The organism is Stutzerimonas stutzeri, from assembly GCF_024448955.1.
GTDB lineage: Bacteria > Pseudomonadota > Gammaproteobacteria > Pseudomonadales > Pseudomonadaceae > Stutzerimonas > Stutzerimonas stutzeri_AQ.
In genome coordinates this window covers 106044-131122 of the sequence record NZ_JAMOIH010000002.1, presented here as the reverse complement: position 1 = coordinate 131122, position 25079 = coordinate 106044, and the positions used below count along the sequence as shown (strand labels likewise).

At 60.4% G+C, this 25079-nt stretch carries 17 protein-coding genes; 4 read left to right on the top strand and 13 right to left on the bottom strand.

The genetic code is table 11. The features are described from left to right. Positions 1-67: 67 nt before the first annotated feature. The 5 genes from adeC to NA645_RS02570 all read right to left on the bottom strand — a co-directional run bounded on the left by adeC (position 68) and on the right by NA645_RS02570 (position 7167). A complete protein-coding gene (adeC, locus tag NA645_RS02590; RefSeq protein WP_256047376.1) occupies positions 68-1495 on the bottom strand; it encodes an AdeC/AdeK/OprM family multidrug efflux complex outer membrane factor in 1428 nt (475 codons plus the stop codon). Next, a complete protein-coding gene (locus NA645_RS02585) occupies positions 1492-4629 on the bottom strand; it encodes an efflux RND transporter permease subunit (RefSeq protein WP_256047375.1) in 3138 nt (1045 codons plus the stop codon). Before NA645_RS02585 ends, adeC begins: the two co-directional genes overlap by 4 nt. 24 nt (positions 4630-4653) lie before the next feature. Continuing rightward, positions 4654-5781: an efflux RND transporter periplasmic adaptor subunit gene (locus tag NA645_RS02580; protein ID WP_256047374.1), complete on the bottom strand. Its 1128-nt coding sequence runs from the start codon at positions 5779-5781 to the stop codon at positions 4654-4656. Positions 5782-6014: 233 nt separating this feature from the next. Then, positions 6015-6590 carry a YceI family protein gene (locus NA645_RS02575; protein ID WP_256047373.1) on the bottom strand — a complete coding sequence of 192 codons (576 nt, stop codon included), beginning with the start codon at positions 6588-6590 and terminating at the stop codon, positions 6015-6017. 22 nt (positions 6591-6612) lie between these two features. Then, on the bottom strand, positions 6613-7167 hold the full coding sequence (locus NA645_RS02570; RefSeq protein WP_256047372.1) for a cytochrome b: 555 nt from the start codon (positions 7165-7167) through the stop codon (positions 6613-6615). 167 nt (positions 7168-7334) lie between these two features. Between NA645_RS02570 and NA645_RS02565 the strand changes: the two genes are divergently transcribed. Then, positions 7335-8741, top strand: coding sequence for an adenosylmethionine--8-amino-7-oxononanoate transaminase (locus tag NA645_RS02565; protein ID WP_256047371.1), 1407 nt, complete (start codon positions 7335-7337; stop codon positions 8739-8741). A gap of 93 nt (positions 8742-8834) precedes the next feature. Continuing rightward, positions 8835-9551, top strand: coding sequence for a 16S rRNA (uracil(1498)-N(3))-methyltransferase (locus NA645_RS02560; RefSeq protein WP_256047370.1), 717 nt, complete (start codon positions 8835-8837; stop codon positions 9549-9551). A gap of 73 nt (positions 9552-9624) precedes the next feature. On the opposite strand, the gene NA645_RS02555 is transcribed toward NA645_RS02560, so the two are convergent. The 8 genes from NA645_RS02555 to pilG all read right to left on the bottom strand — a co-directional run bounded on the left by NA645_RS02555 (position 9625) and on the right by pilG (position 22723). Next, entirely contained in the window at positions 9625-10095 is a 471-nt protein-coding gene (locus NA645_RS02555) for a chemotaxis protein CheW (RefSeq protein ID WP_131649533.1), read from the bottom strand. Continuing rightward, positions 10092-11144, bottom strand: a complete 1053-nt coding sequence (locus tag NA645_RS02550) for a chemotaxis protein CheB (protein ID WP_256047369.1) — start codon at positions 11142-11144, stop codon at positions 10092-10094. Before NA645_RS02550 ends, NA645_RS02555 begins: the two co-directional genes overlap by 4 nt. After that, entirely contained in the window at positions 11137-18267 is a 7131-nt protein-coding gene (locus NA645_RS02545; protein WP_256047537.1) for an Hpt domain-containing protein, read from the bottom strand. The genes NA645_RS02550 and NA645_RS02545 overlap by 8 nt, the downstream gene beginning before the upstream one ends. Before the next feature lie 11 nt (positions 18268-18278). Continuing rightward, positions 18279-19145 (bottom strand): CheR family methyltransferase, encoded by an 867-nt coding sequence (locus tag NA645_RS02540; RefSeq protein WP_256047368.1) that lies wholly within the window; start codon positions 19143-19145, stop codon positions 18279-18281. Positions 19146-19204: 59 nt separating this feature from the next. Next, entirely contained in the window at positions 19205-21253 is a 2049-nt protein-coding gene (locus NA645_RS02535; protein ID WP_131649530.1) for a methyl-accepting chemotaxis protein, read from the bottom strand. Positions 21254-21331: 78 nt separating this feature from the next. Beyond that, entirely contained in the window at positions 21332-21868 is a 537-nt protein-coding gene (locus NA645_RS02530) for a chemotaxis protein CheW (protein WP_256047367.1), read from the bottom strand. A 38-nt stretch (positions 21869-21906) separates the two neighbouring features. After that, entirely contained in the window at positions 21907-22272 is a 366-nt protein-coding gene (gene pilH, locus NA645_RS02525; RefSeq protein ID WP_045163991.1) for a twitching motility response regulator PilH, read from the bottom strand. Between the two features lie 43 nt (positions 22273-22315). Then, entirely contained in the window at positions 22316-22723 is a 408-nt protein-coding gene (pilG, locus tag NA645_RS02520) for a twitching motility response regulator PilG (protein WP_256047366.1), read from the bottom strand. A 235-nt stretch (positions 22724-22958) separates the two neighbouring features. On the opposite strand from pilG, the gene gshB reads away from it, so the two are divergent. Together gshB and NA645_RS02510 are read left to right on the top strand one after the other, a co-directional pair. Next, positions 22959-23909 carry a glutathione synthase gene (gene gshB / locus NA645_RS02515; protein ID WP_256047365.1) on the top strand — a complete coding sequence of 317 codons (951 nt, stop codon included), beginning with the start codon at positions 22959-22961 and terminating at the stop codon, positions 23907-23909. Positions 23910-24090: 181 nt separating this feature from the next. Beyond that, positions 24091-24990: an energy transducer TonB gene (locus tag NA645_RS02510; protein WP_256047364.1), complete on the top strand. Its 900-nt coding sequence runs from the start codon at positions 24091-24093 to the stop codon at positions 24988-24990. The last annotated feature ends 89 nt before the right edge of the window (positions 24991-25079 follow it).

The window sequence follows — 25079 nt, the reverse complement described above, 5'->3', positions numbered from 1 at the left end:
GGGCGGCGTTCTTGTTTGTACAGCAGTGGGTAGGTGTGCGGCGGGCGCTGGCGCCCACCGAAGACGATCAGCGTTCGCCGGGAATCGGCTCGGCTTGCACGTCCCAACCGCCACCCAATGCCTTGAACAGATTGACCTCACTGATCATCTGCGCCAGACGATCAGCGATGTACTGCTGCTGCACGTCGAACAGCTGGCGCTGAGCGTCGAGCAAGGTCAGGTAGCTATCCACGCCGGTGCGGTAACGTCGTTCGGCCAGGCGGAAATAATCTTCACTGGTATCCAGTAAGTCACGCTGAGCCTGGACCTGGCGGGTATAGGTCGCCTGGGCGGCCAAGCCGTCGGACACCTCACGAAATGCGGTCTGGATGGCCGTCTCGTACTGTGCGACTTGGATGTTACGGCTGATTTCCGCGTAATCGAGATTGGCGCGCAGCTGCCCGGCATTGAAGATGGGCACGCTGATGCTCGGCGAGAAGGTCCAATAGCTGGAGCCACCATCAAACAAGCCGGATAGCTCGCTGCTCGCCGTACCCGCCGCGCCGGTCAGGCTGATACGCGGAAAAAACGCCGCTCGGGCCGCGCCAATATTCGCATTTGCCGCCCTGAGCTGACGCTCGGCCTGAATGATGTCGGGACGCTTGTTGAGCAGGTCGGAAGGCAGGCCGATTGGCAGCACCGCCAGTTGCTCGCGCTCCAGATCGCCGGCAGCCGGAAGGCCGGCGGGGATGTTCTGACCGAGAAGTAGGGTCAGCGCGTTACGGTCCTGAGCGACCTGGCGGGTGTACTGTTCGATGCGCACCCGCGCCGTATCCACCGCACTGCGGGCCTGGCTGAGCTCAAGTGCCGAAGCGACGCCCACATCGAAGCTGTGCTGCGTCAATCCGAAGCTCTGCTCGTAGGTCTTCAGCGTGTCGCGGCTGACTTGAAGCAGGGCTTGATCAGCCTGCAGGGTCAACCAGGCGTTGGCGACACTGGCGATCAGGCTGATCTGCGTGCTGCGCTGCGCCGCTTCGGTCGCGAAATATTCCTGCAGCGCCTGCTCACGCAGGCTGTCGAGACGGCCAAACAGATCCAGCTCCCAGGAGACGCCGAACGTCGCGCTGTATTGACTGCTGATGCCGCTCTGCCCGGTCTGGTTAAGATCGCCAGGTGTACGGGTGCGACTGCCGCTACCGTCGGCACTTACCAGCGGCAGCAGATCGGCGCGCTGGATGCGATACAACGCGCGATAGGCGTCGACGTTAAGTGCCGCGACCCGTAGATCACGGTTATTTTCCAGCGCCACTTCGATCAGCTGGCGCAACGCGGGATCGCGGAAAAACGCTTCCCAGCCCAGATTGATCTGCTCCTGGGTCGCAGCAGATGTGCCCTCATAGGCCTGGCCTTCCGGCCAGCTGGCCGCCGTGGGCGCATCAGGGCGCTGGTATTCGGGAATCAACGAGCATCCGCTAAGCGCAGCCAGCAGTGCCAAAGTCAGTACCGACTTATTCATTGCGCATCTCCCTTCGGTTCTTCAATGGCGTTTTTTTTACGCTCGCCCAGTGAAGACACCAGAACATAGAACAGCGGCACCCAGAAAATGACCAGCACCGTGGCCGTCACCATGCCGCCGATGACGCCCGTACCGATGGCATGCGAGCTGCCAGCGCCCGCGCCGCTCGCCAACGCCAGCGGTACCACGCCAAGGGTGAAGGCCAGCGAGGTCATGATGATTGGGCGCAGACGCATGCGGCATGCCTGGACCGCCGCATCGAAGCGGCTCATGCCTTGTTCGTGCAGATCCTTGGCGAACTCGACGATCAGAATCGCGTTCTTCGCGGTCAGACCGATGGTCGTCAGCAGACCTACCTGGAAGAACACGTCATTGGACAAGCCGCGGCCCAAGGTCGCAAGCAGCGCACCGATGACACCCAGCGGCACCACCAGCATCACCGCGAACGGAATCGACCAGCTTTCATAGAGCGCCGCCAGACAGAGGAACACCACCAGCAGGGACAAGGCATAGAGCGCCGGCGCCTGATCGCCGGAGAGGCGCTCCTCATAGGACAGCCCCGTCCAGGACACACCTACACCCGGCGGCAGCTGCTGCGCGATGCGCTCGACCTCGGCCATCGCATCACCCGTACTGTAGCCCGGCGCCGCCTCACCGAGGATTTCCATCGCCGAAACGCCGTTGTAGCGCGACAGCTTTGGCGAGCCATAAACCCATTTGCCGCTGCCGAACGCGCTGAACGGTACCATTTCGCCTTGATCGTTGCGCACGAACCACTTGTCGAAGTCCTCCGGCCCCATACGCGAAGGCGCCGCACCCTGCATGTAGACCTTCTTCACCCGACCGCGATCGATGAAGTCGTTGACATAGCTCGACCCCCAGCCAATCGACAGTGCACTGTTGATCTGGTCCAGGGAGATACCCAGCGTCCGGGCCTTCTCGTCATCTATCAGCAGCTGATACTGGGGCTCGTCGTTCAGGCCGTTCGGGCGTACCGCTTGCAGCACCGAGCTCTGCGCCGCCATCCCGAGGAACTGATTGCGCGCATCCATCAGAGCGTCATGACCGAGACCGGCACGGTCCTGAAGGAAGAAGTTGAAGCCGGTGGCATTGCCAAGTTCCATGACCGCAGGCGGCGCGAAGGCGAACACCTGTGCATCACGATAAATGGCGAAATGCTGCTGGGCCCGCTGCGCCAGAGCAAAAACGCTGTCTTCAGCGTCTGGACGCTCGTCCCAAGGCTTGAGCCCGATGAACGCCAGCGCCGAGTTCTGTCCGCGACCGGCGAAGTTGAAGCCGGTGACGGTAAATACCGAGTTGACCACATCGCTCTCTTCGGTCAGCAGATACTCACGCATCGCATCTACGGTCTTCTGGGTACGCTCAGCCGTCGAACCCACGGGTGTCTGAACCTGGGCAAACAATACGCCCTGATCTTCGTCTGGCAGGAACGAGCTGGGCAGCCGGCTGAACAGCACCGCCAGCGCCGCAACGATGACCAGATAAATGATGATGAAGGGGATCTTGCGCTTCAGTACGGATACAACGCCCTTCTCGTAGCGATTCACGCCGCGATCGAAGGTGCGATTGAACCAGCCGAAGAAGCCGCGCTTTTCGTGATGGTGGCCTTTCTCGATCGGCTTGAGCATGGTCGCGCAAAGCGCTGGAGTGAAAATCAGCGCAACCAGTACCGACAGGGTCATCGCGGAGGCGATGGTGATCGAGAACTGTCGGTAAATGACGCCCGTAGAGCCGCCAAAGAAGGCCATCGGCAGGAACACGGCCGAAAGGACCAGACCGATACCGATCAGCGCGCCCTGGATCTGGCCCATGGATTTGCGTGTCGCTTCCAGCGGCGACAGCCCCTCTTCGGCCATTACCCGTTCGACGTTTTCCACCACGACGATGGCATCGTCCACCAATAGGCCGATCGCCAGGACCATGGCGAACATGGTCAGGGTGTTAACGCTGAAGCCGAACACGGCCAGCAGGCCGAACGTACCCAGCAGTACCACGGGCACCGCCAGCGTCGGAATCAGCGTCGCGCGGAAATTCTGCAGGAACAGATACATCACCAAGAACACCAGCGCGATGGCTTCGAACAGGGTGTGCACCACGTTGGTAATGGATGTCGAGACTACCGGGGAGGTGTCGTACGGATAGACGATTTCCATCCCCGCGGGGAAGAACGGTTGCAAATCACTGATGGTCTGGCGTACCGCTTTGGCAGTATCCAGCGCGTTGGCACCGGTGGCCAGTTTGATGCCGATGCCCGCAGCCGGCATGCCATTGTAAAGCGCCGTGATGGCCGCGCGTTCGGCGCCCAGCTCGACCCTGGCGACATCCTTCAGGCGTACCTGGGAACCGTCGCCGTTGACCTTCAGCAGAATTTCGCGGAACTGCTCGGGCGTCTGCAGACGCGTCTTGCCGATGATGGTAGCGCTCAGTTGCTGCCCAGGGACCGCTGGCAACCCACCAAATTGGCCGGCGGAGACCTGTACGTTCTGGGTGCGGATCGCATTGGCGACGTCGGTCGGCGTGAGCTGGAAGTTGTTCAGCTTGGCCGGATCCAGCCAGATGCGCATGGCGTACTGCGAACCGAACACCTGGAAGTCACCCACCCCGTTGGTACGCGACAATGGGTCCTGGATGTTGGAGACGATATAGTCGGCCAGGTCGCTCTGGTTCATGCTGCCGTCCGCCGAGACGACGCCGACCACCATCAGGAAGTTTCGAACGGCCTTGGTGACGCGGATGCCCTGCTGCTGGACTTCCTGCGGCAGCAGGGGCGTGGCGAGCTGCAGTTTGTTCTGCACCTGAACCTGGGCGATGTCCGGATCGGTGCCCTGGTTGAAGGTAATGGTGATCGTCATGCTGCCGTCGGAGTTGCTCTCCGAGGAGATGTAGCGCAGACCGTCGATACCATTCATCTGCTGTTCGATGACCTGCACCACGGTGTCCTGGACCGTCTGTGCCGAGGCGCCGGGATAGCTCACGGAAATGCCGACCGCAGGTGGAGCAATGCTGGGGTACTGGTTGACCGGAAGACCCAGGATCGCCAGCCCCCCGGCGAGCATGATCACCAGGGCAATTACCCAGGCGAAGATGGGACGATCGATAAAGAATCTGGACATTAGGTGATAATCCTTGGCTCAGCCTTACTGGGCTTGTGGCTGGGCAGACGCAACGTTTGAAGCCGGCACGGCCTTGACTTCGATACCAGGCTGAATGAACTGCAGCCCCTCGGTGATCAGGCGATCTCCGGCATTCAATCCTTCATTGATCAGCCAGCGATTACCAACGGTACGAGAAGTCACGACCTGGCGAAGCTCGACTTTATTGTCCGCATTGACGACCAATGCCGTTGCATTACCGCTAGGGGTACGGGTAATACCCTGCTGCGGCGCCAGAATGGCTTCGCTTTTCACCCCAGCGACCAGTTGCGCATGGACGAACATGCCGGGCAGCAGCACCTTGTCGGGATTGGGGAACACGGCGCGAAGCACCACGGAACCAGTGCCGGCATCCACGGATACTTCCGAGAATTCGAGCGTACCTTCGTGGCCGTACTCGGTGCCGTCTTCAAGCATCAAGGTCACCTTGGCGGCGTTCTCACCGGCCTTTTCCAGCCGGCCTTCCGCCAGGTCGCGGCGCAGGTTGAGCAGTTCCCGGGCCGGCTGCGTCACATCGACATAGATGGGATCCAGTTGCTGGATGATCGCCATCTCCTGAGCCTGGCCATTATTCACCAGCGCACCCTCAGTAACAGCCGAGCGGCCTATGCGTCCCGAAATCGGAGCCAGCACCTTTGTATAGCGAAGATTGATGCGCGCCTGTTCGAGATTGGCTTCGGCTTGCAGACTGGTCGCGCGCGCCTCGTCGTAAGCCTGCTTGCTCACCGCCTGCTCTTCGACCAGCAACGCGTAGCGATCGGATAGCGACTTGGCCGAGGCCAGGCTGGCCTGGGCGCTCTTGTATGCAGCCTGATAAACCGAATCATCGATTTGGTAGAGCTGCTGCCCGGCCTTGACGTCACGGCCCTCGGTGAACAAGCGCTTCTGAATGATCCCATCTACCTGAGGTCGAACTTCAGCGATGCGATAGGGTTGAGCCCGACCGGGCAGTTCGGTAGTCAGCGCAAAAGACTCGGCCTCGAGCGTCACCACTCCGACTTGAGGCGTCTCCTGCGCGGCGGGTGCCGCTGCCTGTTCGTCCTGGCAGCCTACGAGCAGTGTTGCCACGGCGAAAAGAGAGATCAGTGCAGCGCTGGCCGACTTGATGGACATTGGGAACCTCGTTGAACAGGCAAACCAGGGAAGCGGGCGCCCCTGGGCCAGATAATGATGGCAGAATGCGGCAAATATACTTACATGCACGACTGTTTGTAAATAGCCGATAGCGCTTTAACCCCGGCTACAGCAGCCCATAGAAGGCATCTGCAACCTGCTTTCAGCCGCCCCGCCCGCTGGCCGAAAAGCAAAACGCCGGCTTGCGCCGGCGTGGTTTTACACGTGTTCTATTACTGACGAACACCTTCGACCGAGATGATCAGATCCACGGTCTGCGATGCCGGCCCCAGGTCCATCTTGATGTCGAAATCTTTCAGTTTTAACGTCGTGGTGCCTTCGAAGCCGGCGCGATAGCCGCCCCATGGATCCTTACCTTCACCAATGAACTTGGCAGCGATCACGACCGGCTTGGTCACGCCATTAAGGGTCAGGTCGCCCGTGATATCGGCGGTGCCTTCGCCGGTCGACTTCACCAAAGTGGACTCGAAGGTCGCGGTCGGGTGCTCGGAGACATTGAGGAAGTCTTCGCTGCGCAGGTGCTTGTCGCGCTCGGCATGGTTCGAGTCGACGCTGGCGGTCTGCAGAGTCACCTCGACCTTACTGGCTTCCGGCTGCGCGGCATCGAAGCTGAAGCTGCCCTCGAAATCCTTGAAGGTACCCCACAGCCAGCTGTAGCCAAGGTGGCTGATTTTGAAATTGACGAAGGCATGCTGGCCTTCCTTATCGATCACATAGTCGGCGGCCATCGCCTGTCCAGCGAAAAGCATCGAACCCAGGGCAAGTGCAGCAAAGGTTTTCGTGAGCATAGGAATTCTCCTTTGAGTGAGATTAGTCATCGGCGCGGCCGAACATCCGTTTCAGAGTCGGATCACGATCGATGAAGTGGTGCTTGAGTGCCGCTAGGGCATGCAGACCGGAAAAGATCAGCAGGCCCCAGGCCAGATATTCATGAACCAGGCCGGCGATATCCTCCTGTTTCGGAATCGAAGTGATCAGCGCTGGCACCTCGAACCAACCGAACACCCCGATTGGTCGCCCATCGGCAGTGGAAATCAGGTAACCGGAGATCATCAGGGCGAACAAACCGATATAGAGGACGCCATGCCCTACCTTCGTCGCAAGACGTGTCATACGGCCATGGCTCTGCAACGGAGCGGGGCCGTCGCTGACGAATCGCCAGATGACCCGAACCACCATCAGAGCAAGCAGCAATAGTCCGACACTTTTGTGAATGTCCGGAGCCGTACGGTACCAGCTGCTGTAGTAGGTCAGCCCGACCATCCAGTAACCCAACGCGAACAATCCAACCATGGCAATCGCAACCAGCCAATGCAGCAGGATGCTGACGAGGCCATAGTTGGTGGATGAGTTTCGCCATTGCATCGACGGGTCTCCCGGATTGAGGTGAGACAAGCCTAACGAGTAACCGATCGAAGTAGAGCGTATTTTTTCGTTGCAAAATATCGAACGGGTTGATGTTTTCGTCCGCTTCCCTAAAGCCGACATTACTTCTGCTAGGCTGCGCCGTCTCACCTGTACGAGGAACGATGATGAGCCTGAACGACAGCTGGATGCAGCGCGACCTTGCCGTTCTCTGGCACCCCTGCACCCAGATGAAGGATCACGAACAGCTGCCCGTGATTCCGATCCGCCGCGGCGATGGCGTCTGGCTGGAAGATTTCGACGGCAAGCGCTACCTCGACGCGGTCAGCTCCTGGTGGGTCAACGTGTTCGGCCACGCCAACCAGCGCATCAATCAGCGCATCAAGGATCAACTCGACCAGTTGGAGCACGTGATGCTCGCCGGGTTCAGCCATCAACCGGTGGTCGAACTGTCCGAGCGCCTGGTACAGATCACGCCGCCTGGTCTCGATCGAGTTTTCTACACCGACAACGGCTCGACCGGTATCGAGGTTGCGCTCAAGATGAGCTTTCACTACTGGCGCAACAGTGGTCAGCCGAACAAGCAGCGCTTCGTCACCCTGACCAACAGTTACCATGGTGAAACCGTCGCGGCGATGTCCGTGGGCGACGTCGCGCTGTTCACCGATACTTACAAACCACTGCTGCTAGACACCTTCAAGGTACCAAGCCCCGACTGCTATCAGCGTCCCGACGGCATGAGCTGGGAAGAACATTCGCGCAACATGTTCGCGCACATGGAGCAGACGCTGGCCGATCATCACCGCGAAATCGCGGCGGTGATCGTCGAACCGCTGATCCAGGGCGCGGGCGGCATGCGCATGTACCATCCGATCTATCTGCAGCTGCTACGCGAAGCCTGCAATCGCTACGATGTGCACCTTATCCACGATGAGATCGCCGTCGGCTTCGGGCGCACCGGAACCATGTTCGCCTGCGAACAGGCCGGCATCACGCCCGACTTCTTGTGCCTGTCCAAGGCGCTCACCGGCGGCTACCTGCCGATGGCCGCCGTGCTGACCACCGACAAGTTATATCAGGCGTTCTACGACGATTACTCGACGCTGCGCGCCTTCCTCCATTCACATACCTACACCGGGAACCCACTGGCTTGCGCTGCGGCGCTGGCGACGCTGGATATATTCGAGCAGGACCGGGTGATCGAAGCGAACAAAACGCTGGCGGCGCACATGGCAACGGCCACCGCGCACCTGGCCGATCACCCGCAGGTTGCTGAAGTCAGACAGACCGGCATGGCAGTGGCTATCGAGATGGTCGCCGACAAAGCCAGCAAGACGCCCTACCCGTGGCAGGAACGGCGCGGCCTCAAGGTCTACCAGCATGCACTGCAGCGCGGCGCCCTGCTGCGTCCACTCGGTAGCGTCGTGTACTTCCTGCCGCCCTACACCATCACCGAAGAGCAGATCGACTTCCTCGCCGAAGTCGCCACCGAGGGCATCGACATAGCCACTCGGGCCTCGGTCAGTGTGGCCGTGGCGCCCGGCGCTCCTGCGAACTTTCACGATCCGGGCTGACAGCGCCGACAAGCCCGAGTGGCAAGCCAAGCACTGCTAGCAGGACGGTAGATGCTTTAAACTTGCCGCTCCAACTTGCCGCTCGCAGCTCTCATGCGCCTATCCCGATTCTTCGTCGATACCCCGCTCTCCCTCGGCCAGCACGAACTGCCCGAGGCCCAGGCCCATTACATCGGTCGAGTGCTGCGCCTCTCACCGGGCGCGGCCGTGCAATTATTCGACGGCAGCGGCCAGGAATATCAGGGCGAACTGGTCGAGGTGGGCAAGAAGCAGGTGCGGGTGGAGCTGCATGAACAACTCGCCGGCTTGCCCGAATCGCGACTGCGAATTCATCTTGGCCAAGGCCTTTCGCGTGGCGAGCGAATGGACTGGGCGATCCAGAAGGCCATTGAGCTGGGCGTTGCGGAAATCACGCCTATTGTCAGCGAGCGCTGCGAAGTGCGGCTGAAAGATGAGCGGGCCGACAAGCGCCTGGCCCACTGGCGCCAGATCGCCATTAGCGCTTGCGAGCAGTGTGGGCGCTCGGTCATTCCAGTGATCCATCCGCCCGCGCCACTTGCACAATGGCTCGCCGTGGAGGCCGAGCTGAAGCTGGTCCTGCATCCTGTCGCCGAACCACTGGCACGCCATGAACAGCCAGACTCTCTGGCATTTCTGATCGGCCCTGAAGGTGGGCTGAGCGATACGGAAGTCCAGCAAGCGCGCGCCGCCGGGTTCCATTCTGCCCGCCTCGGCCCGCGCGTGCTGCGCACCGAAACCGCACCGGTCGTCGCCCTGGGCGTAGCGCAGCAGTTGTGGGGGGATTTTTAAGCTGCAGCTGCAAGCTGTTCAGCACCCTTCTACTTGAAGCTCACGGCTTGAAGCTTGCGCTGCTTTTTTAGCGTCAGACCAACCCCGCATCAGCCAGCTTCTGCTCCAGCGCGACCAGATCCGGAATCCTCGCCTGTACGTCGCCGAGGTTCACCACGTCCAGCTCCAGCGGAGCCGGCACGATGTCCGAACGCGCCAGGCTCGGGTCAACCTTGACCGAGCGAGGGATGCCCTGCACCAGCAACGCAATGAATCTCACATGATCGCGCCCGCCCACGGCGTTGAGTACCGCCACCCGAGCCCGCGATCCCGTTTCCGGTTGGCCATCGGACGCCGCCTCGAACGATAGCAGCGGCAGAGTCAGATCTCGCCACGACACCTGTCCGAGAAACCAGGCCGGGGCGTCCTGGGCTGGCTGCGGTGCGCGATAGGGGATCAGCTCGGCAACGGCGACGTTGGGCAACAGTAGCGTCCGGTCGGCCAGTGGCACCAAAAGACCGGTGATGCTGGCGGGCGTATCCTGAGCGATAGCGGATTGACTCATAAGTTATCCATTTGCAAAGCCGCAACGGGCCGGCGAGCCTGCTGCAAAAAATGATTGATCAGCGCTTGGGCCAGTTCGCGCGGGTCGCCGCTGAATGAGCTGTAGCCGCCTTCGCGAAGGCTGTCCGGCATGCTGGAGCAAACGCAGGAATCTGCACGCTGGGTCCATACACGGCCACCCTGACGTAGCACATAGGCCGCCGCGGCGTTTCCATCGCTGCCCATGCCGCTAAAGGCGATCACGCCGCAACGGCTGCCGAACTGCTGCGCCAGATTGAGCATCATCTGATCGATGGAAGGGCTGTAGGGCTCGGGCCAGCTACGCCCACTGAGCAGCATGGCGCCATCCCTGTCGAAACCCATTTCCTGACCGATGGGGGCTACCACGACTTCGCCGCAGCGAATCGAGTCGCGCTGCCGGCTCTGGTTGACGCTCCATCGGCTGTGCCGTCCGACTACTTGCGACAGTGCCGACTCGAAACTGGCCTCGATGTGCTGGGCGTAGACGAAACCAACAGGCAAGCCTGCCGGTAGCGCATCGAGAAAGGCCTTTACCGCCTCAGGCCCACCTAACGAAGCCGCCAACAACCAGACCTCTTGGGCCGGCTGGCCCGCTACCGAAACGGCATTTGCCAAAGCCGCGGGTAATTCCAGGCAAGCAGGGCGCTCCGCATCCCCGCGCAGCCCTTCAAGACGAGGGCCGACGACCCTCGACGGATCACCGACAAGCCGCTTCAGCTTGCCGAACAAGCGCCGCTCCCAACGGGGATAGTGCTCGGAATGACGCTCTGGCGCATGGCCTTCGCCGAACAGTACTGGACAACTGTCCCGCTCGAGCAGGGCGTTGACCAGAGGCGAATCTTCCGTCTGCGCCAGATCGACCAGCCACAAATCGGCTTCCACCGCAGCCAGATCCGCATCCTCCAGCCGTGCCGGATCGCTGTTCAACACCACTTGATAACCGTTCGCGCTCAAAGCTTGCTGCAGTACATGGCGCTGCAACGAGGTGTCGGCGATCACGCCGATGCGTGCCGCGGTAACCTCACTCATGGCGCGTGACCAGCTGCTGGATGGCCTCGAGTAGCAGGGACTCCTGATACGGCTTGCCCAGATACTCGTTTACACCGATGCCCATTGCTCGATCCCTGTGCTTTTCACCGGTTCGCGAGGTGATCATGATGATCGGCAGATCCTTCAGCTGCTCATCGTGACGAACCAGGGTCGCCACTTCGAAACCGTCCATCCGCGGCATTTCGATGTCCAGCAGCATGATGTCCGGCTTACGTTCCTGCAGCTGAGTGATTGCATCGACACCATCCTTGGCCGTCATGACGTTCATGCCGTTGCGCTCGAGCAAGCGGCTGGTGACCTTGCGCACGGTAACCGAGTCGTCGACGACCATGACCAGCGTCGGTCGATCAACTTCGGTCTCGACCGGCTCGTCATTGCCCAGCAACCGAAGCGGTTGTTGCTGCGTGAGCAGATGCGCATGCAACACACGGATGGTCGCGAGCAAGTCGAGAATCACCACCACGCGACCATCACCCAGAATGGTCGCGCCGGAGATGCCCGGTACCGTGGCGAATTGCGGGCCGAGACTCTTTACCACGATCTCGCGGGAGCCGGCGAGGCTATCGACCTGTACCGCCACGCTGTGCTCGTTCGAGCGCACCAGAATCACCGGGAGAGGCAGGCTCTGACCGACCAGCTTGGGTCGCTGTCCGTTATTCAGCAGCTCGCCGAGATAGCGCAGCTCGTATGTCTGACCTGCATACTCGAAGCGCGAGGCGCCCGGCTGGTAGTAGGCTTCCAGCTCGTATGGCGACACGCGCACGATGCCCTCGATCGTATTCAGCGGAATCGCATAAAGGTCTTCGCCGGAATACACCATCAGCGCCCGGTTGACCGATACGGTGAATGGCAGGCGGATCAGAAAGCGCGTGCCACTGCCGAGCGTCGACTCGATGCTCATGGAGCCGCCGAGCTGTTTGACTTCCGAGTGCACTACGTCCATGCCGACACCGCGGCCGGATATCTGCGTTACCTGTTCGGCAGTGGAGAACCCTGCCTCGAGGATGAACTGCAGGATCTCATGGTCCGACAGATCATTACCGGGCACCATCAGGCCCCGCTCCAACGCCTTGCGTCGCACGGCTTCCAGATTGATACCCGCACCATCGTCGCTCAGCGCAAGGACGATGTCGCCGCCTTCGCGCGTCAGATCCAGGCGGATATTGCCCTGCTCGGGCTTGCCTGCGGCCACACGCCTGGCCGCGGTTTCGATACCGTGATCCACGGCGTTGCGCAGCATGTGCTCCAGCGGCGCGACGATCCGCTCGAGAACGCTGCGGTCCATCTCGCCCGTTGCGTTGCCGACGTGGAACTCAACCTGCTTGCCCAGTTCACCGGCAACCTGCCGAACGATCCGCCGCAAGCGCGGTACCAGCCGGTCGAAGGGCACCATGCGCGTGCGCATGAGTCCTTCCTGGAGTTCCGTATTGACCCGTGCCTGCTGCAGCAGCAAGGTTTCGGCGTCGCGATTACGCGCGGCGAGGGTTTCTTTCAGGTCCAGCAAGTCGGAAGCCGACTCGAACAAGGCGCGGGAAAGCTGCTGGAGCTGCGAGTGACGGTCCATTTCCAGCGGATCGAAATCGTCGTAGCCCGCGCGCTCTGCCTCGGCCTGATAGCGGCTGAGAATCTGTGCCTGGGTTTCGGTATCCAACCGCCGCAGCTGGTCGCGAACCCGCTCGATGGTGGCTTCCATTTCGCTCAGCGTGAAACCGACGTCACTGACTTGCTGCTCGACCCGACCGCGGAAAATCGATGTTTCGCCGGCCAGGTTGACCAGCCCTTCGAGAAGCTCGGCCGGTACTTTGACCAGTTCCTGCGGCGCACGACGTGATGCGGCATCCAGCGCCGCCTGTTCGGCCTTGCGGACGAACGGCAGTACCTTGGCTGGTGTATTGGTTGTCGGCGCCTGCACGCTGGCGGCGACGATCGGTGTTTCGAGCACGATAACCGAGGACTGCGGCTGATCTTCAACGCCTTCCGGCATTTGCTCAGTGAAAACGACTTCAGGCTCGCTCGACAACCGCGAACGCATCGATTCGACTTCCTTGAGCAAGCCGTCATAGCCGGCCTGTACATCAAGAAACAAGCTGTCCGTCCAGGACTCGCCCTGCAGCTGAGCCTCACCTAGCCTGTGCTCTAGGTCGTGCGCCATATCACCCAGGCGACCTTGAGCCGCCAGCCGCGCGCCCCCCTTCAGAGTGTGTAGAACGCGCATCATGTCGGCCAAGGGCGCTACGCCATCACGCGTGGCTTCCCAGCGTCCCAGCGCGGACTCCATCTCTTCCAGCAGCTCATCGGCTTCTTCGACGAAGATATCCAGAATCTCGGCTTCGGCGGCGTCCTGAGCCGAGGTCAAGGCGACACTGCTGGGCATGCTCAATTGCTCTTCCGGGTTCGCCCGGAAGCGCCGAATCGTTTCGATCAGATCCAACCCGCTCGGCAGTTCGCGATAGGCGCGCACCGCATCGAGCATCGCCGCCAACCGGTCGTGGCAGCTCTGCAGCAAAGTGAACAGGGACGGACTTGCCCGGTAACTACCGGCGCACAGCCCCTCGTATAAATACTCTAGCTCATGCGCGAGATCACCGATCTCACGGATGTCCGCCATTCGCGCGCCACCTTTGAGGGTGTGCAGATCCCGTTGTAGCGCTTCGACCTCATACGTATTGTCGACGTCCTCCATCCAGCGCTGTAGCGATGCTCCGGCACGTTCGATGATGTCGAAACCTTCCTCCAAGAAGATCTCCGCCAGCTCAGGGTCACGCTCTTCCCAGCCCTCTGCTGCTGTCTTGGCGGGCTCCGCCATCTCTGTCGGCACCTGTTCCTCGACAGGCTCGAGCGGCTCGGGATCTGGCGCATTAGCCGAACGTTGCAACGCGTCCTCGTTCTCAATTTCGGGTTCGAGAGCGAAGGCCTCGTCCGATGGAACTTCAGTTTCAACCTGACCGACATCCATGTCGGCCGTCGCATCGGTTCGATCCGCCGACTCACTGGCCGAAAGCAGGAAGTCATCCGCGGGGAGTTCCGAAAGTTGATCATCACCCTTGACTGCCGGTTCTTCGCGCGTGAGACCACTTTCGAACGTCGGCGTAACGCCTTGCCGATAGGCTCGAATATGCTCGATTAGCTCCGCAGCGGCGTCCATCGGCCTGCGTGCTTGCAGTTGTTCTAACTGCACCGCCAGATGATCGTGACTGCGTTGCAGCAGCGCGGCAAGATCGTCCGCATACACGTAGCGACCATCCGAAAGCCCCTCATAGAGGGTTTCAAGCTCATGGGCCAAATCGCCAATCGGACGGATCTCAGCCATCCGCGCGCCACCCTTGAGGGTGTGCAGATCTCGCAATAGAGCAGATAGTGCCAATTGGTTAGTGGGGGTACCCAGCCAGCGCTCCAGCGCACCACCGGCACTTTCGAGCAGGTCGACCGCCTCATCGAGGAAAATGTCGACCATTTCCTCATTCAGGTCGTCCTGAACCAAGGATGTGTCGAGAGGCCAGGCTTCGGCTTCGGCTTCGGCATCATGCTCGCCGGCATCTTCGATAGCAGAGGCCGAGACAGCGGCTTCCGCCTGCATATCGTCTGCAGGGATTTCGTATGCGCTCGGGTCGATCGCCTCGGCGAGCAATTCTTCGAGACGGGCGACCAGTTCAGGCTGACCGGTAACCTGAAGACCGGCGGCAACCTGATCCATCATGCCAACCAGCGCCTCGTGGGCCTGCTCGACGTCATCGAAGAAGCGCCCGCTGATCGCGAGACGACCATCCTGTACCACGGCATACAGATTCAGCAGCACCTGACATAGCGCATCGATCTGCGGCAAGTCGGCCATTTGCGCACCACGGCCGAGCGTCGTCAGCTCTTCGAGTAGCGCAGTCAACTCTTGGTGCTCGGCAGGATGCTCGCGCCAGCGCAGCAACAGGTCTTCGGCATCCAGCAGGATGTTCATGCCTTCCGAGAGAAAGAGCGAGATCATGCCCGGATCCCGCGGCTCGCCCTGATCGGTGTCACCACGCTCGCTGGCAGCGTCCAGCCGAGCCTGATGCTGCGCATGGACCCGGATGATGAACTCACTGGCCCCATCGATGGGCGCCAGCGGGTCGCGCTCGAGGTTCTCCAGTCCATGACGCAACAGCTGCTCCGCAGCGTGCAGCAATTCCGCCTCGGCCAGATCCATTGGAATCAGGTTGGCCTTGAATTCCTTGACCATTTTTTCCAGTGGAGTGGCAATCTCCGCCACCGGCAGGATCCCAGCCATGTGCGCGCTACCCTTGAGGGTATGCAACGCTCGCTGCAAGGCGTCGGTGACCGGCTGAGGCAGGCGTTGCGCACAGTCGGCGAGGAAGTCGACCAGCGTACCGAGATGGGCTTCAGCCTCGTTACGAAAGATCTCCAGCAACTGCGGATCGAGCATTTCCTTAGCTGCAGATTCCGGAGCCGGTGACTCATCGAGCGCTACGCCACCCTGCGGGCCAGGGTCGATCGGCTGACCCTTAGCGAGCGCGTGGGCGTCGGCCGCTAACCGATCGACATCGTCGCGCTGACGCTGTGCCTTCGCTGCAAATTCTTCGACCAGCGCCGGCATCAGCGCGACCACGTCGGCCACAAGTTTCTTCACGGGCTCACTGGCGTCGATGCTTCGGTCGAGAACGCGATTGAGCAGATTTTCCACTGACCAGGCGAGCTCGCCGATGATAAGTGCACGCACCATGCGTCCACTGCCTTTGAGAGTATGGAAGGCTCGCCGCACTTCACCGAGCGCGTCCTTGTCGGCGGTATCGGCGCACCAGCGTGGCAGGTACACGTCGATGGTTTCGAGCACTTCGGCCGCCTCCTCGATGAAGACTTCGAGCAGGTCTTCATCGACCGGCTCTTCACCCTCAGGCGGTGGCAGCAAGCTTGGCGGAACGTTCTGTGCCGGAGGATTGATCGAGACGACCGGCGCAGCCATGACGTCTTCCATGCTCAGCGCCGGTTCGACAGTCGTCGGCTGCTCCATCAGCTCAGGCAGGATCACCTCTGGGATGTCGAGCTCTGCCATTTCGGCTTCGCTCCACTCCACCCCATAGCCGAGCGAGTCTTCGGCCTGCTCGTCGACCGGAATGTTATCGGCAATGTTTTCCGACGCGGACTCCAGCTCGTAGGGCTCGCCCGTCAGGTCGGCGAATTCAGGCTCGGCTAGAGCCTCGGCAGAGGCTGCTCCTTCTTCGCCACTCCAATCGACGGCCGGCCAGGTAACGTCTGACAATTGCCCATCAGTCGACGCCTGTATCAGGGCATCGCCCTGACCCGACGGTTCATCTGCCAGCACATCCACCGCAGCTTCGGGCATCAGTATTTCGATTTCATCCAGCGGATCGGACAAATCGAGGTCAGCTTCACGACCGAAATCGTCGCTGGTATCCGGCATTGACTGCTCTCGCAACGGATAGCCCAGCGTCTGCAGGCTCTCTTCGGCCACGTCGAGAATGAGATCACCTTGCGAACCGCGATCCTCGCTAAGGCGCTCTAGGTAATATTCAACGCTGGTGATGGCATCGGCGAGCGTATCCAGACTCTGCCAGTCGGGGATCGCTTGTGGCGCGAGCAATTGCTCCTGAATATAGCGATTGCAGGCGTCCAGCAAAGCAGCGGCCCGTGCAAGCGGGACCATCGCAAGCCCGCCTCGTGACTGGGTCAGCAGCTCCGGCACGCGAGCCAGGTGCTGGTGATTCCACTGGGACGCGATGAATTCGATGATCGCATCCTTGGCCTGCTCGAGCCCCGTGCGCGCTTCGCGGATGACCAGTTGGTGGATTTGCGCGACATCCGTTGTCGGCAGATGACTCTCTTCTCGCCGTTCCTCGGGAGTGCCACCGACCATGCCAGACAGCGTCGCCTCGACGTACAGCAACGCCCCCGCGACATCCATCAGCGCCGCATCGTCAGGCTGCTGCTGCCCTTGCATCAAGCTTTCGATCACCCCGATCTCATCGAGAATGATCCGGCGTGGCTGACCGAACCCCAACACCGCAAGCGTGTCGGCAATCTGCTTGAGCGGCGGCTGCAGCGCGCCCAGCTCGGTCACGCCCATGCGATCGCTGCGCACGAACAGATCCAGGCTGTCTTTTACCCGCACCAGTTCTTCGCATAGTGCCGCTACAACCGAACGCATGGCGCCACGATCCGGTCCTGACAGCTGTGCACGCTCTTCATCGACGACGGTGCTGTCGGGCAGCGCATCGTCCAGGCTGTACTCGGCTTTCAAGGCCTGTATGCGTGGGGACTGGGTTGGCGCCTTGGCTATATAGAAAAGTAGATTTTTGGTCAGCTCGTCAGGTGCAGCCTGGTTGATACCATCGGCGCCTTGCGCGACAAGCCGCTTGAGTTCCTTGTCGACTTGGCGCAGCAGGTTCCGGACCGTGGTGCCGTTGGCGACCGCGCCACTGGCCATCCCCTCGACCACACCCGATGCGACCCGCCACAACGCGCCCAGCGGAGCATCCTTACAGAGCATTTCCAGGCGCGCGAACACCCGCGCCATATATCCCAGATTGGTAGGCAGGTCCTGGTTACGGATAACCCCGACCAATGCAACTTGCAGCATCTGCCGCAGCTTACGAAGCAGTCCTGGTAGATCAGCGGTTTGCCGCTGGGCCAGAAATTCATCCGCAAGCGCCGGTGCTCGGACAGTCATATTGGGCGAGAACAGGCTGGTCTCCGACAACAGCTTCTCGCCGCGCGCGGCACGCAGGTCGTTGAGCAACGGAAGCACGACCATCGGCAGATCACGACGGGCGCTCTGAATACGGTCGAGGTACACCGGCATTTGCAGAATGGCCTGCATCAGCACTTCTAGCGCTTCGGTCTGGCTGGCGACGCGCTCATCCAGCAAGGCACTGGCAAGCTGCTCCATTTCTTCGGCAAGCAGCGCAGCACCGTAGAACTCGACCATTTGCAAGGTGCCGTGCACCTGATGCACATAGGTCAGGCAGAAGCGCATCCGTGTCGAGTCCTGTGGGTTTTCGACAAACGCTTCCAAGGCCTGCCGCGCCTGCTTCAGCGTTTCGGCAATTTCGCCCTTCACCCACTCCAGGGCGACATAATCGTGCCGATCACCCATAGCGACTCCGCTCATAAACATTTCCGGGTAAAAGCCAAAACCTGACTATCAGCCACCGGCACCAGCTCCGGGTGCTGCCAGCCGACTACCTCTCCCGCACCGATGACCAGCAACCCTCCCGGCGCCAGGCGCTCGGCCAGACGATTGAGGATTTCGCGGCGGCGCCAGCGACGGAAGTAAATCAACAGGTTCTGACAAAAGATGACGTCCATATTGGACATGGGCGCGCCAGCCAGCTCCAGCACGTTAAGCCTGGCGAAGCACACACGTGCCGCCAAGCTGGGTAATACTTGAAAACGATCATCCGGTAGCAACTGGAAATACCGTTCGCGCAGGTCTGAGGCCAGGTGCTCGAGTCGACGATGACTGTAGAAGCCATCCCGCGACCGTGCCAAGGCGCTGAGGCTGATATCGGTGCCGATCACGCCGTATTGCGCCTCGTCACCGCTGCGTGTCAACGCCTCGGCAGCACAGATCGCCAACGAGTAAGTTTCCTCACCGCTTGCACAACCTACGCTCCATAACGACCAGGGCTGCGCATCGTTGCGCACGTCACAGCGTTGCTGCATGTAGCGCGAAAGCAGCGCAAACGAAGGCGGGTGGCGAAAAAAGCGGGTTTCCTGCACCGTCAAGCGGTCCATCAGGGACGACCACTCCACCGCGCCCCGTGGGCCATCGGTAACCTGACGATAGTAGCTGGCGTAATCAGCCACACCGACTTCGCGCATACGGCTGCTCAGGTTCGCTTGCAGGAATGCTCGTCGGTGCTCCGTGACCACCATGCCGGAGCGTTCTTCGAGCAACGCCTGCCAATCATGGAACTCCGCTGACGACATATCGGCCAAGGGTCTCAGTGACCAGTCAACGCTTGGCTGCATGCCCTGCCCCTCACTCATGAACGTTCACGACAGCCGTCATCCGGCTGCCGTGTTCTCAATCAGGCCTGTTCCTGTGTTTCCGGCAAGGTAAAGCCGGAAACCGAATGCCGCATTTCGTTGGCCATCTTCGCGAGATTACCAATGCTCTTCGCGGTCGCGGTGGTGCCCGATGAGGTTTGCGAGGTGATTTCCTGGATGACGTTCATGGTGTTGGAAATATGACCGGCCGAAGACGCCTGCTGGCGAGCGGCATTGGAAATATTCTGGATGAGTGCCGCGAGGCTCCTCGATACCTTCTCGATCTCCTCCAGCGCGACACCCGCGTCCTGTGCCAGGCGAGCGCCTCGTACCACTTCGGAGGTCGTCTGCTCCATGGAGATAACGGCTTCGTTGGTGTCGGTCTGAATGGTCTTGACCAGCGCTTCAATCTGCTTGGTTGCAGCGGAAGAACGCTCAGCAAGACGCTGTACTTCGTCCGCAACCACCGCGAAGCCTCGGCCCGCGTCGCCGGCCATGGATGCCTGAATGGCTGCGTTCAATGCGAGGATGTTGGTCTGGTCGGCAATGTCGTTAATCAGACTAACGATGTCACCAATCTCCTGGGAGGACTCACCGAGACGCTTGATCCGCTTGGAGGTGTCCTGAATCTGCTCACGGATGTTATCCATGCCGGTGATGGTGTTGTGAACGACCTCGTTACCCTTGTTGGCAATGGCTACGGAGCGTTCCGCTACCGCGGACGACTCGGCGGCGTTAGCCGATACCTGGTCAATCGAGACGGCCATTTCGTTAATGGCCGCCGAGGCCCCGGCGATTTCCTGAGCCTGGTGCTCGGACGCCTCGGCTAGATGCATCGCGGTCGCCTGCGTCTCCTGCGCCGCACCCGATACCTGAACGGCAGTCTGGTTAATTGTCTCGACCAGATCACGCAGCTGGTCGATGGAGTAGTTGATCGAGTCGGCGATGGCGCCGGTGAAGTCTTCGGTAACCGTAGCGGCAACCGTAAGGTCACCGTCAGCCAAGTCGCCGATTTCGTCGAGCAGACGCAGAATCGCGGTCTGGTTACGCTCGTTCTTTTCCGCTGTCTCAGTCAGACGACGGCGCGTTTCCTGCACCATGACCAGACCGATCAGCAGAATCGACGCAAGGGCCAGCGCACCGAGAACATAACCGGCGAGAGTATTGACGTAACGGGCGTCGGCACGCTCTTGTAGGCCCTGGGTCAGCACGGAAGTCTTTTCAAGCAGCGTCTGCGAAACCTCGAAAATGCTGTTCGACGATTCGCGCACCTGGAACAGTTCAGGTGAGGTTTCGAGGATCTCGTCCACCGAGCCGGAAACGAACTGGAACAGCTCGGAAATCGCGGCCAGGCGATCCAGCGCTTCGACATCGTTGACACGAGTGATGCCCATGGCTTCATTGCCTTCGAGCATCGCCGTAAGTACACGACCGAACAGGCTGGCATCACGACCGAACATGTCGGCGGCCTGAACCGAGTCCTGGTCACCAGACAGCACCTTGTTCACCGAGCCCAGAATACGCTCCGCAAGCAGCGACTGGCGCTGAGCAACCGAAACCTGAGCCGCCGGCGCACCACTCTCGAGAAGAATGTCGACGACCTCTTCGTACTCAACCTGCAGCTGCGGGATGGTTTCGGCGAGGGTCGCGGCGACCTGATGCAGCGACAGTACGGTTTGTTCGCTGGCGAGGATCGCGTCGGTGTTCTGCCGCAACGTATCCCAGTCCTGCTGTACCGTGGCCACTTCTGCCTGGAGCGACTGCGGAACGGCGGGTAGGCCGATACGGTCGTCACCTTCGGACAGATAACCCCAGCGCTGGCTGAAGTCGTTTCGTGCGTCTTTCAGCGAGGCGAACGCTTCCGGCGTACCGGCGGCCGCTTCCACCGCGTTCTTCGCGATGCGCTGAGACAGAACTCGCAGCTCACCTGCGTGTCCTATGTATTCGTTGTCATAGTCGGCCTGGGTATTGATGTACGCGAAGTTCACGAACAACAGCACCATCGACACGATCAGAAGGATAAACAGCCCGGCGATCAACGTATTGCTACGCACCCCTGCCAGCAATGCTTTTGCGTTCATTTTTTTCATTTTTCCGGCCCCCGCCTGGACCACCCGTACGTTTCCTTCCAAGAACCAAAAGGCCGGCATCAGCCGACCCCACCTAAATCAATACGCCACGTCCAGAAAAGTCTGATGCGCGGCAAGCGCGTGCGGACTGAAGACCAGCCAGGGCTGCTCACGCTGAAAGACACCATGAATGAAGGGCTGAATCGACGCCTCGACCGGAGGCAATTGCTCGGAGAAGGCATCTACCGGGAAATATTGCATGCCGAACACTTCATCGACCGTCAGTCCCGCAAACACTTCCCGGTGATCGACCACCAGCACGCGCCGCTGTTTGCGCAGCGCCGACAATTCCAGGCCGAAATAACCGCACAGATCCATGATCGGCAATAGCCTGCCGCGCACGTTCGCCACACCCTTGACCCAGGTTTTCACACCGGACAGCAAGGTATAGCGTGGCTCATGGAGTATTTCGCCGACCTCCCCCATCGGAGCAACGAACAGTCGCCCCCCCATCCGAAAACCGATACCAGCCCAGGTCTGAATGGCTTCCTGCTGCGAAGGCAGTCCGGCGGCCATTGCGCGACAACGAGCATCAATCTCCAGGAGTCGCTGAAACGGCGTAGGCGTATCCGACATTGCTGGCAACATCCCTTGTTCGAATTGCAAGCCGCCGACTAACCGGCGAGTACCGCGCTCAGGGTCTTCAGCAGTGTCGCTTCATCTACCGGCTTGGTCAGGTAATCCTTGGCGCCTTGACGCTTGCCCCAGACCTTATCGGTTTCCTGATCCTTGGTCGTCACAATGATCACCGGAATGTGACTGGTTTCAGCATCTTTGGTCAGTTGGCGAGTAGCCTGAAAGCCATTCAGGCCAGGCATGACGATATCCATCAGGACCGCATCGGGTTTTTCCTGACGCGCGAGCGCTACACCATCGGCACCGTTTTCGGCTTTCAGAACGACATGACCATGCTTTTCCAGCATGGCCGTCAACTTGTACATCTCGGTCGGCGAGTCATCAACAATCAGAACGCGAGCCATGATTTCTCCACGGAAAGGCTTCAGCGGCACACAGGGCCGAACTTCAGGATACTTGCTCTGTCGGTGCGAAATCAGGCACGTGAGCCTTGATAGCACCGAGCAACTCTTCTTTGCTGAAAGGCTTGGTGAGGTATTGGTCCGACCCCACAATCCGCCCTTTGGCCTTGTCGAACAGGCCATCTTTGGAAGACAGCATGATTACCGGCGTGGACTTGAACGAACTATTGTTCTTGATCAGCGCGCAAGTCTGATAACCATCAAGCCGAGGCATCATGATATCGACGAAAATGATGCGTGGGCGGCTATCCGCTATCTTGGCGAGCGCATCGAAGCCATCCACCGCCGTGATCACATCACAACCAACCTTCTTCAGCAGCGTTTCGGCGGTCCGACGAATCGTTTTCGAATCGTCGATCACCATGACCTTCAAGCCCTCGGAGTGCTGTTCCATTTCGCCCTACCATCGCCTCGGTGAGTCGTAGTTTATCGTTATGTCAGTGCGCTAGAGGCCCTGCCATCGATGGGCTGCACCCAATCGCCGGACCTTTTTAGCACACTCCTCAAATGCAAGCCATCCGCCACCGTAGCAGCGGGATTTTCCTTGACCCAACGCACATCCACCGCCAATCTGCGTCGACATTTCAGCCTCGGCAGCCCTGCTCTGCCCCCTCGTTGGAGATCATCACATGACTGTTCGCGTCGGGATCATCATGGACCCAATCGCGCAGATCGCATTCAAGAAGGACAGCTCCCTGGCCATGCTGCTGGCAGCCCAGGCTCGCAGCTGGACGATCTACTACATGGAGCAGCGCGACCTGTACCAGCTCGGCGGCGAAGCGCGCGCCCGCATGCGTCCGCTCAAGGTCTTCAACGATCCCCAGCACTGGTACGAAACCGGCGACGAGCTTGACGGCCCTCTCGCCGAACTCGACGTCATCCTGATGCGCAAGGACCCGCCTTTCAACAGCGAGTACGTATACGCAACCTATCTGCTTGAACTCGCCGAACAGGCCGGCACGCTGGTGGTGAACCGACCGCAGAGCCTGCGCGATTGCAACGAGAAGTTCTTTGCGACCCAATTTCCGCAGTGCACGCCGCCAACGCTTGTCAGCCGACGGTCCGACATTCTGCGGGAGTTCGCCCGCGAGCAGCGTGACATCATTCTCAAACCACTGGATGAAATGGGCGGCGCCTCGATTTTCCGTCATCGCGAAGGGGACCCCAACCTGTCTGTGATCCTCGAAGTGCTGACTGAACACGGCAACCGCCAGATCATGGCGCAGCGCTACATCCCAGCCATCAAGGACGGCGATAAGCGAATTCTGATGATCGATGGCGAGCCGGTGCCCTACTGTCTGGCGCGCATTCCGGCAGCCGGCGAAACCCGCGGCAATCTCGCCGCTGGCGGGCGCGGCGTTGCACAACCGCTATCCGACCGCGACCGAGAGATCGCAGCCATCGTCGGGCCGGAGCTGCGCAAGCGCGGGCTGCTGTTCGTCGGGCTGGACGTGATCGGTGACTTCCTTACTGAAATCAACATCACCAGCCCAACCTGCATTCGCGAGATCGACAATGCGTTCGACACGCGCATCGGGGAACGCCTGATGGATGCGATCGCCGGAAAGCTGAAGCGCTAAAAGCTGGAAGCTGGAAGCTGGAAGCTGGAAGTTGGAAATGCAGGAGCTGCCAGCTCTTTGCCTCCCAGCTTCAAGCTTCTAACCGCTTTTCTATGACCGAGCTATCAGCTTTGAGTTTGAAGCTTGCGGCCTCAAGCTCAAAGTCGGCAGACTGCGCGCACCTCTAGCCGACCGAATTTAGATGAACGCCGCTACACGCCAATCCCTCCCTGCCAACACCGGCGTCCGTCCGGCGGATCGTCTCGGCTTCACGATATTTCTCGCGGCCGCACTGCACGCGGCCTTGATCCTTGGACTTGGCTTTTCCCTGAGCGAACCGAAGCAGATCAGCAAGTCGCTGGAAATCACTCTTTCCACCTTCAAAAGCGAAGAAAAGCCCAAGGACGCGGACTTCCTGGCTCAAGATAACCAGCAGGGAAGCGGCACCCTGGAACACAAGGCATCTCCGAAAACCACCGAGCAGGCACCGTTCCAGGACAACGAGGTGCGCAAGGTCACGCCGGCCGCCTCGCCGCCACCAAGCAACCGGAGCGAGGCTCCGGAAAAGACCGCCGTAGCAACGCGCGCGCCGCAGAAGGACAAGACCCCGACTAAGCCGCAGAAGGACAAGCCGCAACCGCAGACGCAGCCGGCTCCGGTCTTCGACAGTTCGCAATTGAGCGCCGAAATCGCCAGCCTCGAGGCAGAGCTCGCCCAGCAGGTGGAGCAATATGCCAAACGGCCTCGTGTCAGCCGTCAAAACAGCGCGGCCACCATGCGTGACATCAGCGCCTGGTATCGCGATGAATGGCGCAAAAAAGTCGAGCGCATCGGCAATCTCAACTACCCCGACGAAGCTCGCCGTCAAAGGATCTACGGCAGTTTGCGCATGCTGGTGGTGATTGACCGCAACGGCAGCGTGCAGGAGCTTCGCGTGCTTGAGTCGTCGGGGCAGGCGGTGCTCGACGAGGCCGCAATGCGCATCGTCAGGCTCGCCGCACCGTTTGCGCCCTTCTCGGGGGAGCTCGCGCAGAAATTCGATCAGGTGGAAATCATCAGAACCTGGCGTTTCGAGCGCGGCGACCGCCTCTCGAGCCAATAAGTCGCAAGCGAACAGCGGTAGCGACTGGTCCCGAACGGCTACCAGACTTCGCTTTATCTGAAGCTCGCCGCTTGAAGCTTATCGCTGCT

Excerpts from the sequence above, each read along its gene's own strand:
- adeC (WP_256047376.1), bottom strand. The coding sequence starts at position 1,495 with ATGAATAAGTCGGTACTGACTTTGGCACTGCTGGCTGCGCTTAGCGGA.
- NA645_RS02585 (WP_256047375.1), bottom strand. The coding sequence starts at position 4,629 with ATGTCCAGATTCTTTATCGATCGTCCCATCTTCGCCTGGGTAATTGCC.
- NA645_RS02580 (WP_256047374.1), bottom strand. The coding sequence starts at position 5,781 with ATGTCCATCAAGTCGGCCAGCGCTGCACTGATCTCTCTTTTCGCCGTG.
- NA645_RS02575 (WP_256047373.1), bottom strand. The coding sequence starts at position 6,590 with ATGCTCACGAAAACCTTTGCTGCACTTGCCCTGGGTTCGATGCTTTTC.
- NA645_RS02570 (WP_256047372.1), bottom strand. The coding sequence starts at position 7,167 with ATGCAATGGCGAAACTCATCCACCAACTATGGCCTCGTCAGCATCCTG.
- NA645_RS02565 (WP_256047371.1), top strand. The coding sequence starts at position 7,335 with ATGAGCCTGAACGACAGCTGGATGCAGCGCGACCTTGCCGTTCTCTGG.
- NA645_RS02560 (WP_256047370.1), top strand. The coding sequence starts at position 8,835 with ATGCGCCTATCCCGATTCTTCGTCGATACCCCGCTCTCCCTCGGCCAG.
- NA645_RS02555 (WP_131649533.1), bottom strand. The coding sequence starts at position 10,095 with ATGAGTCAATCCGCTATCGCTCAGGATACGCCCGCCAGCATCACCGGT.
- NA645_RS02550 (WP_256047369.1), bottom strand. The coding sequence starts at position 11,144 with ATGAGTGAGGTTACCGCGGCACGCATCGGCGTGATCGCCGACACCTCG.
- NA645_RS02545 (WP_256047537.1), bottom strand. The coding sequence starts at position 18,267 with ATGGGTGATCGGCACGATTATGTCGCCCTGGAGTGGGTGAAGGGCGAA.
- NA645_RS02540 (WP_256047368.1), bottom strand. The coding sequence starts at position 19,145 with ATGCAGCCAAGCGTTGACTGGTCACTGAGACCCTTGGCCGATATGTCG.
- NA645_RS02535 (WP_131649530.1), bottom strand. The coding sequence starts at position 21,253 with ATGAAAAAAATGAACGCAAAAGCATTGCTGGCAGGGGTGCGTAGCAAT.
- NA645_RS02530 (WP_256047367.1), bottom strand. The coding sequence starts at position 21,868 with ATGTCGGATACGCCTACGCCGTTTCAGCGACTCCTGGAGATTGATGCT.
- pilH (WP_045163991.1), bottom strand. The coding sequence starts at position 22,272 with ATGGCTCGCGTTCTGATTGTTGATGACTCGCCGACCGAGATGTACAAG.
- pilG (WP_256047366.1), bottom strand. The coding sequence starts at position 22,723 with ATGGAACAGCACTCCGAGGGCTTGAAGGTCATGGTGATCGACGATTCG.
- gshB (WP_256047365.1), top strand. The coding sequence starts at position 22,959 with ATGACTGTTCGCGTCGGGATCATCATGGACCCAATCGCGCAGATCGCA.
- NA645_RS02510 (WP_256047364.1), top strand. The coding sequence starts at position 24,091 with ATGAACGCCGCTACACGCCAATCCCTCCCTGCCAACACCGGCGTCCGT.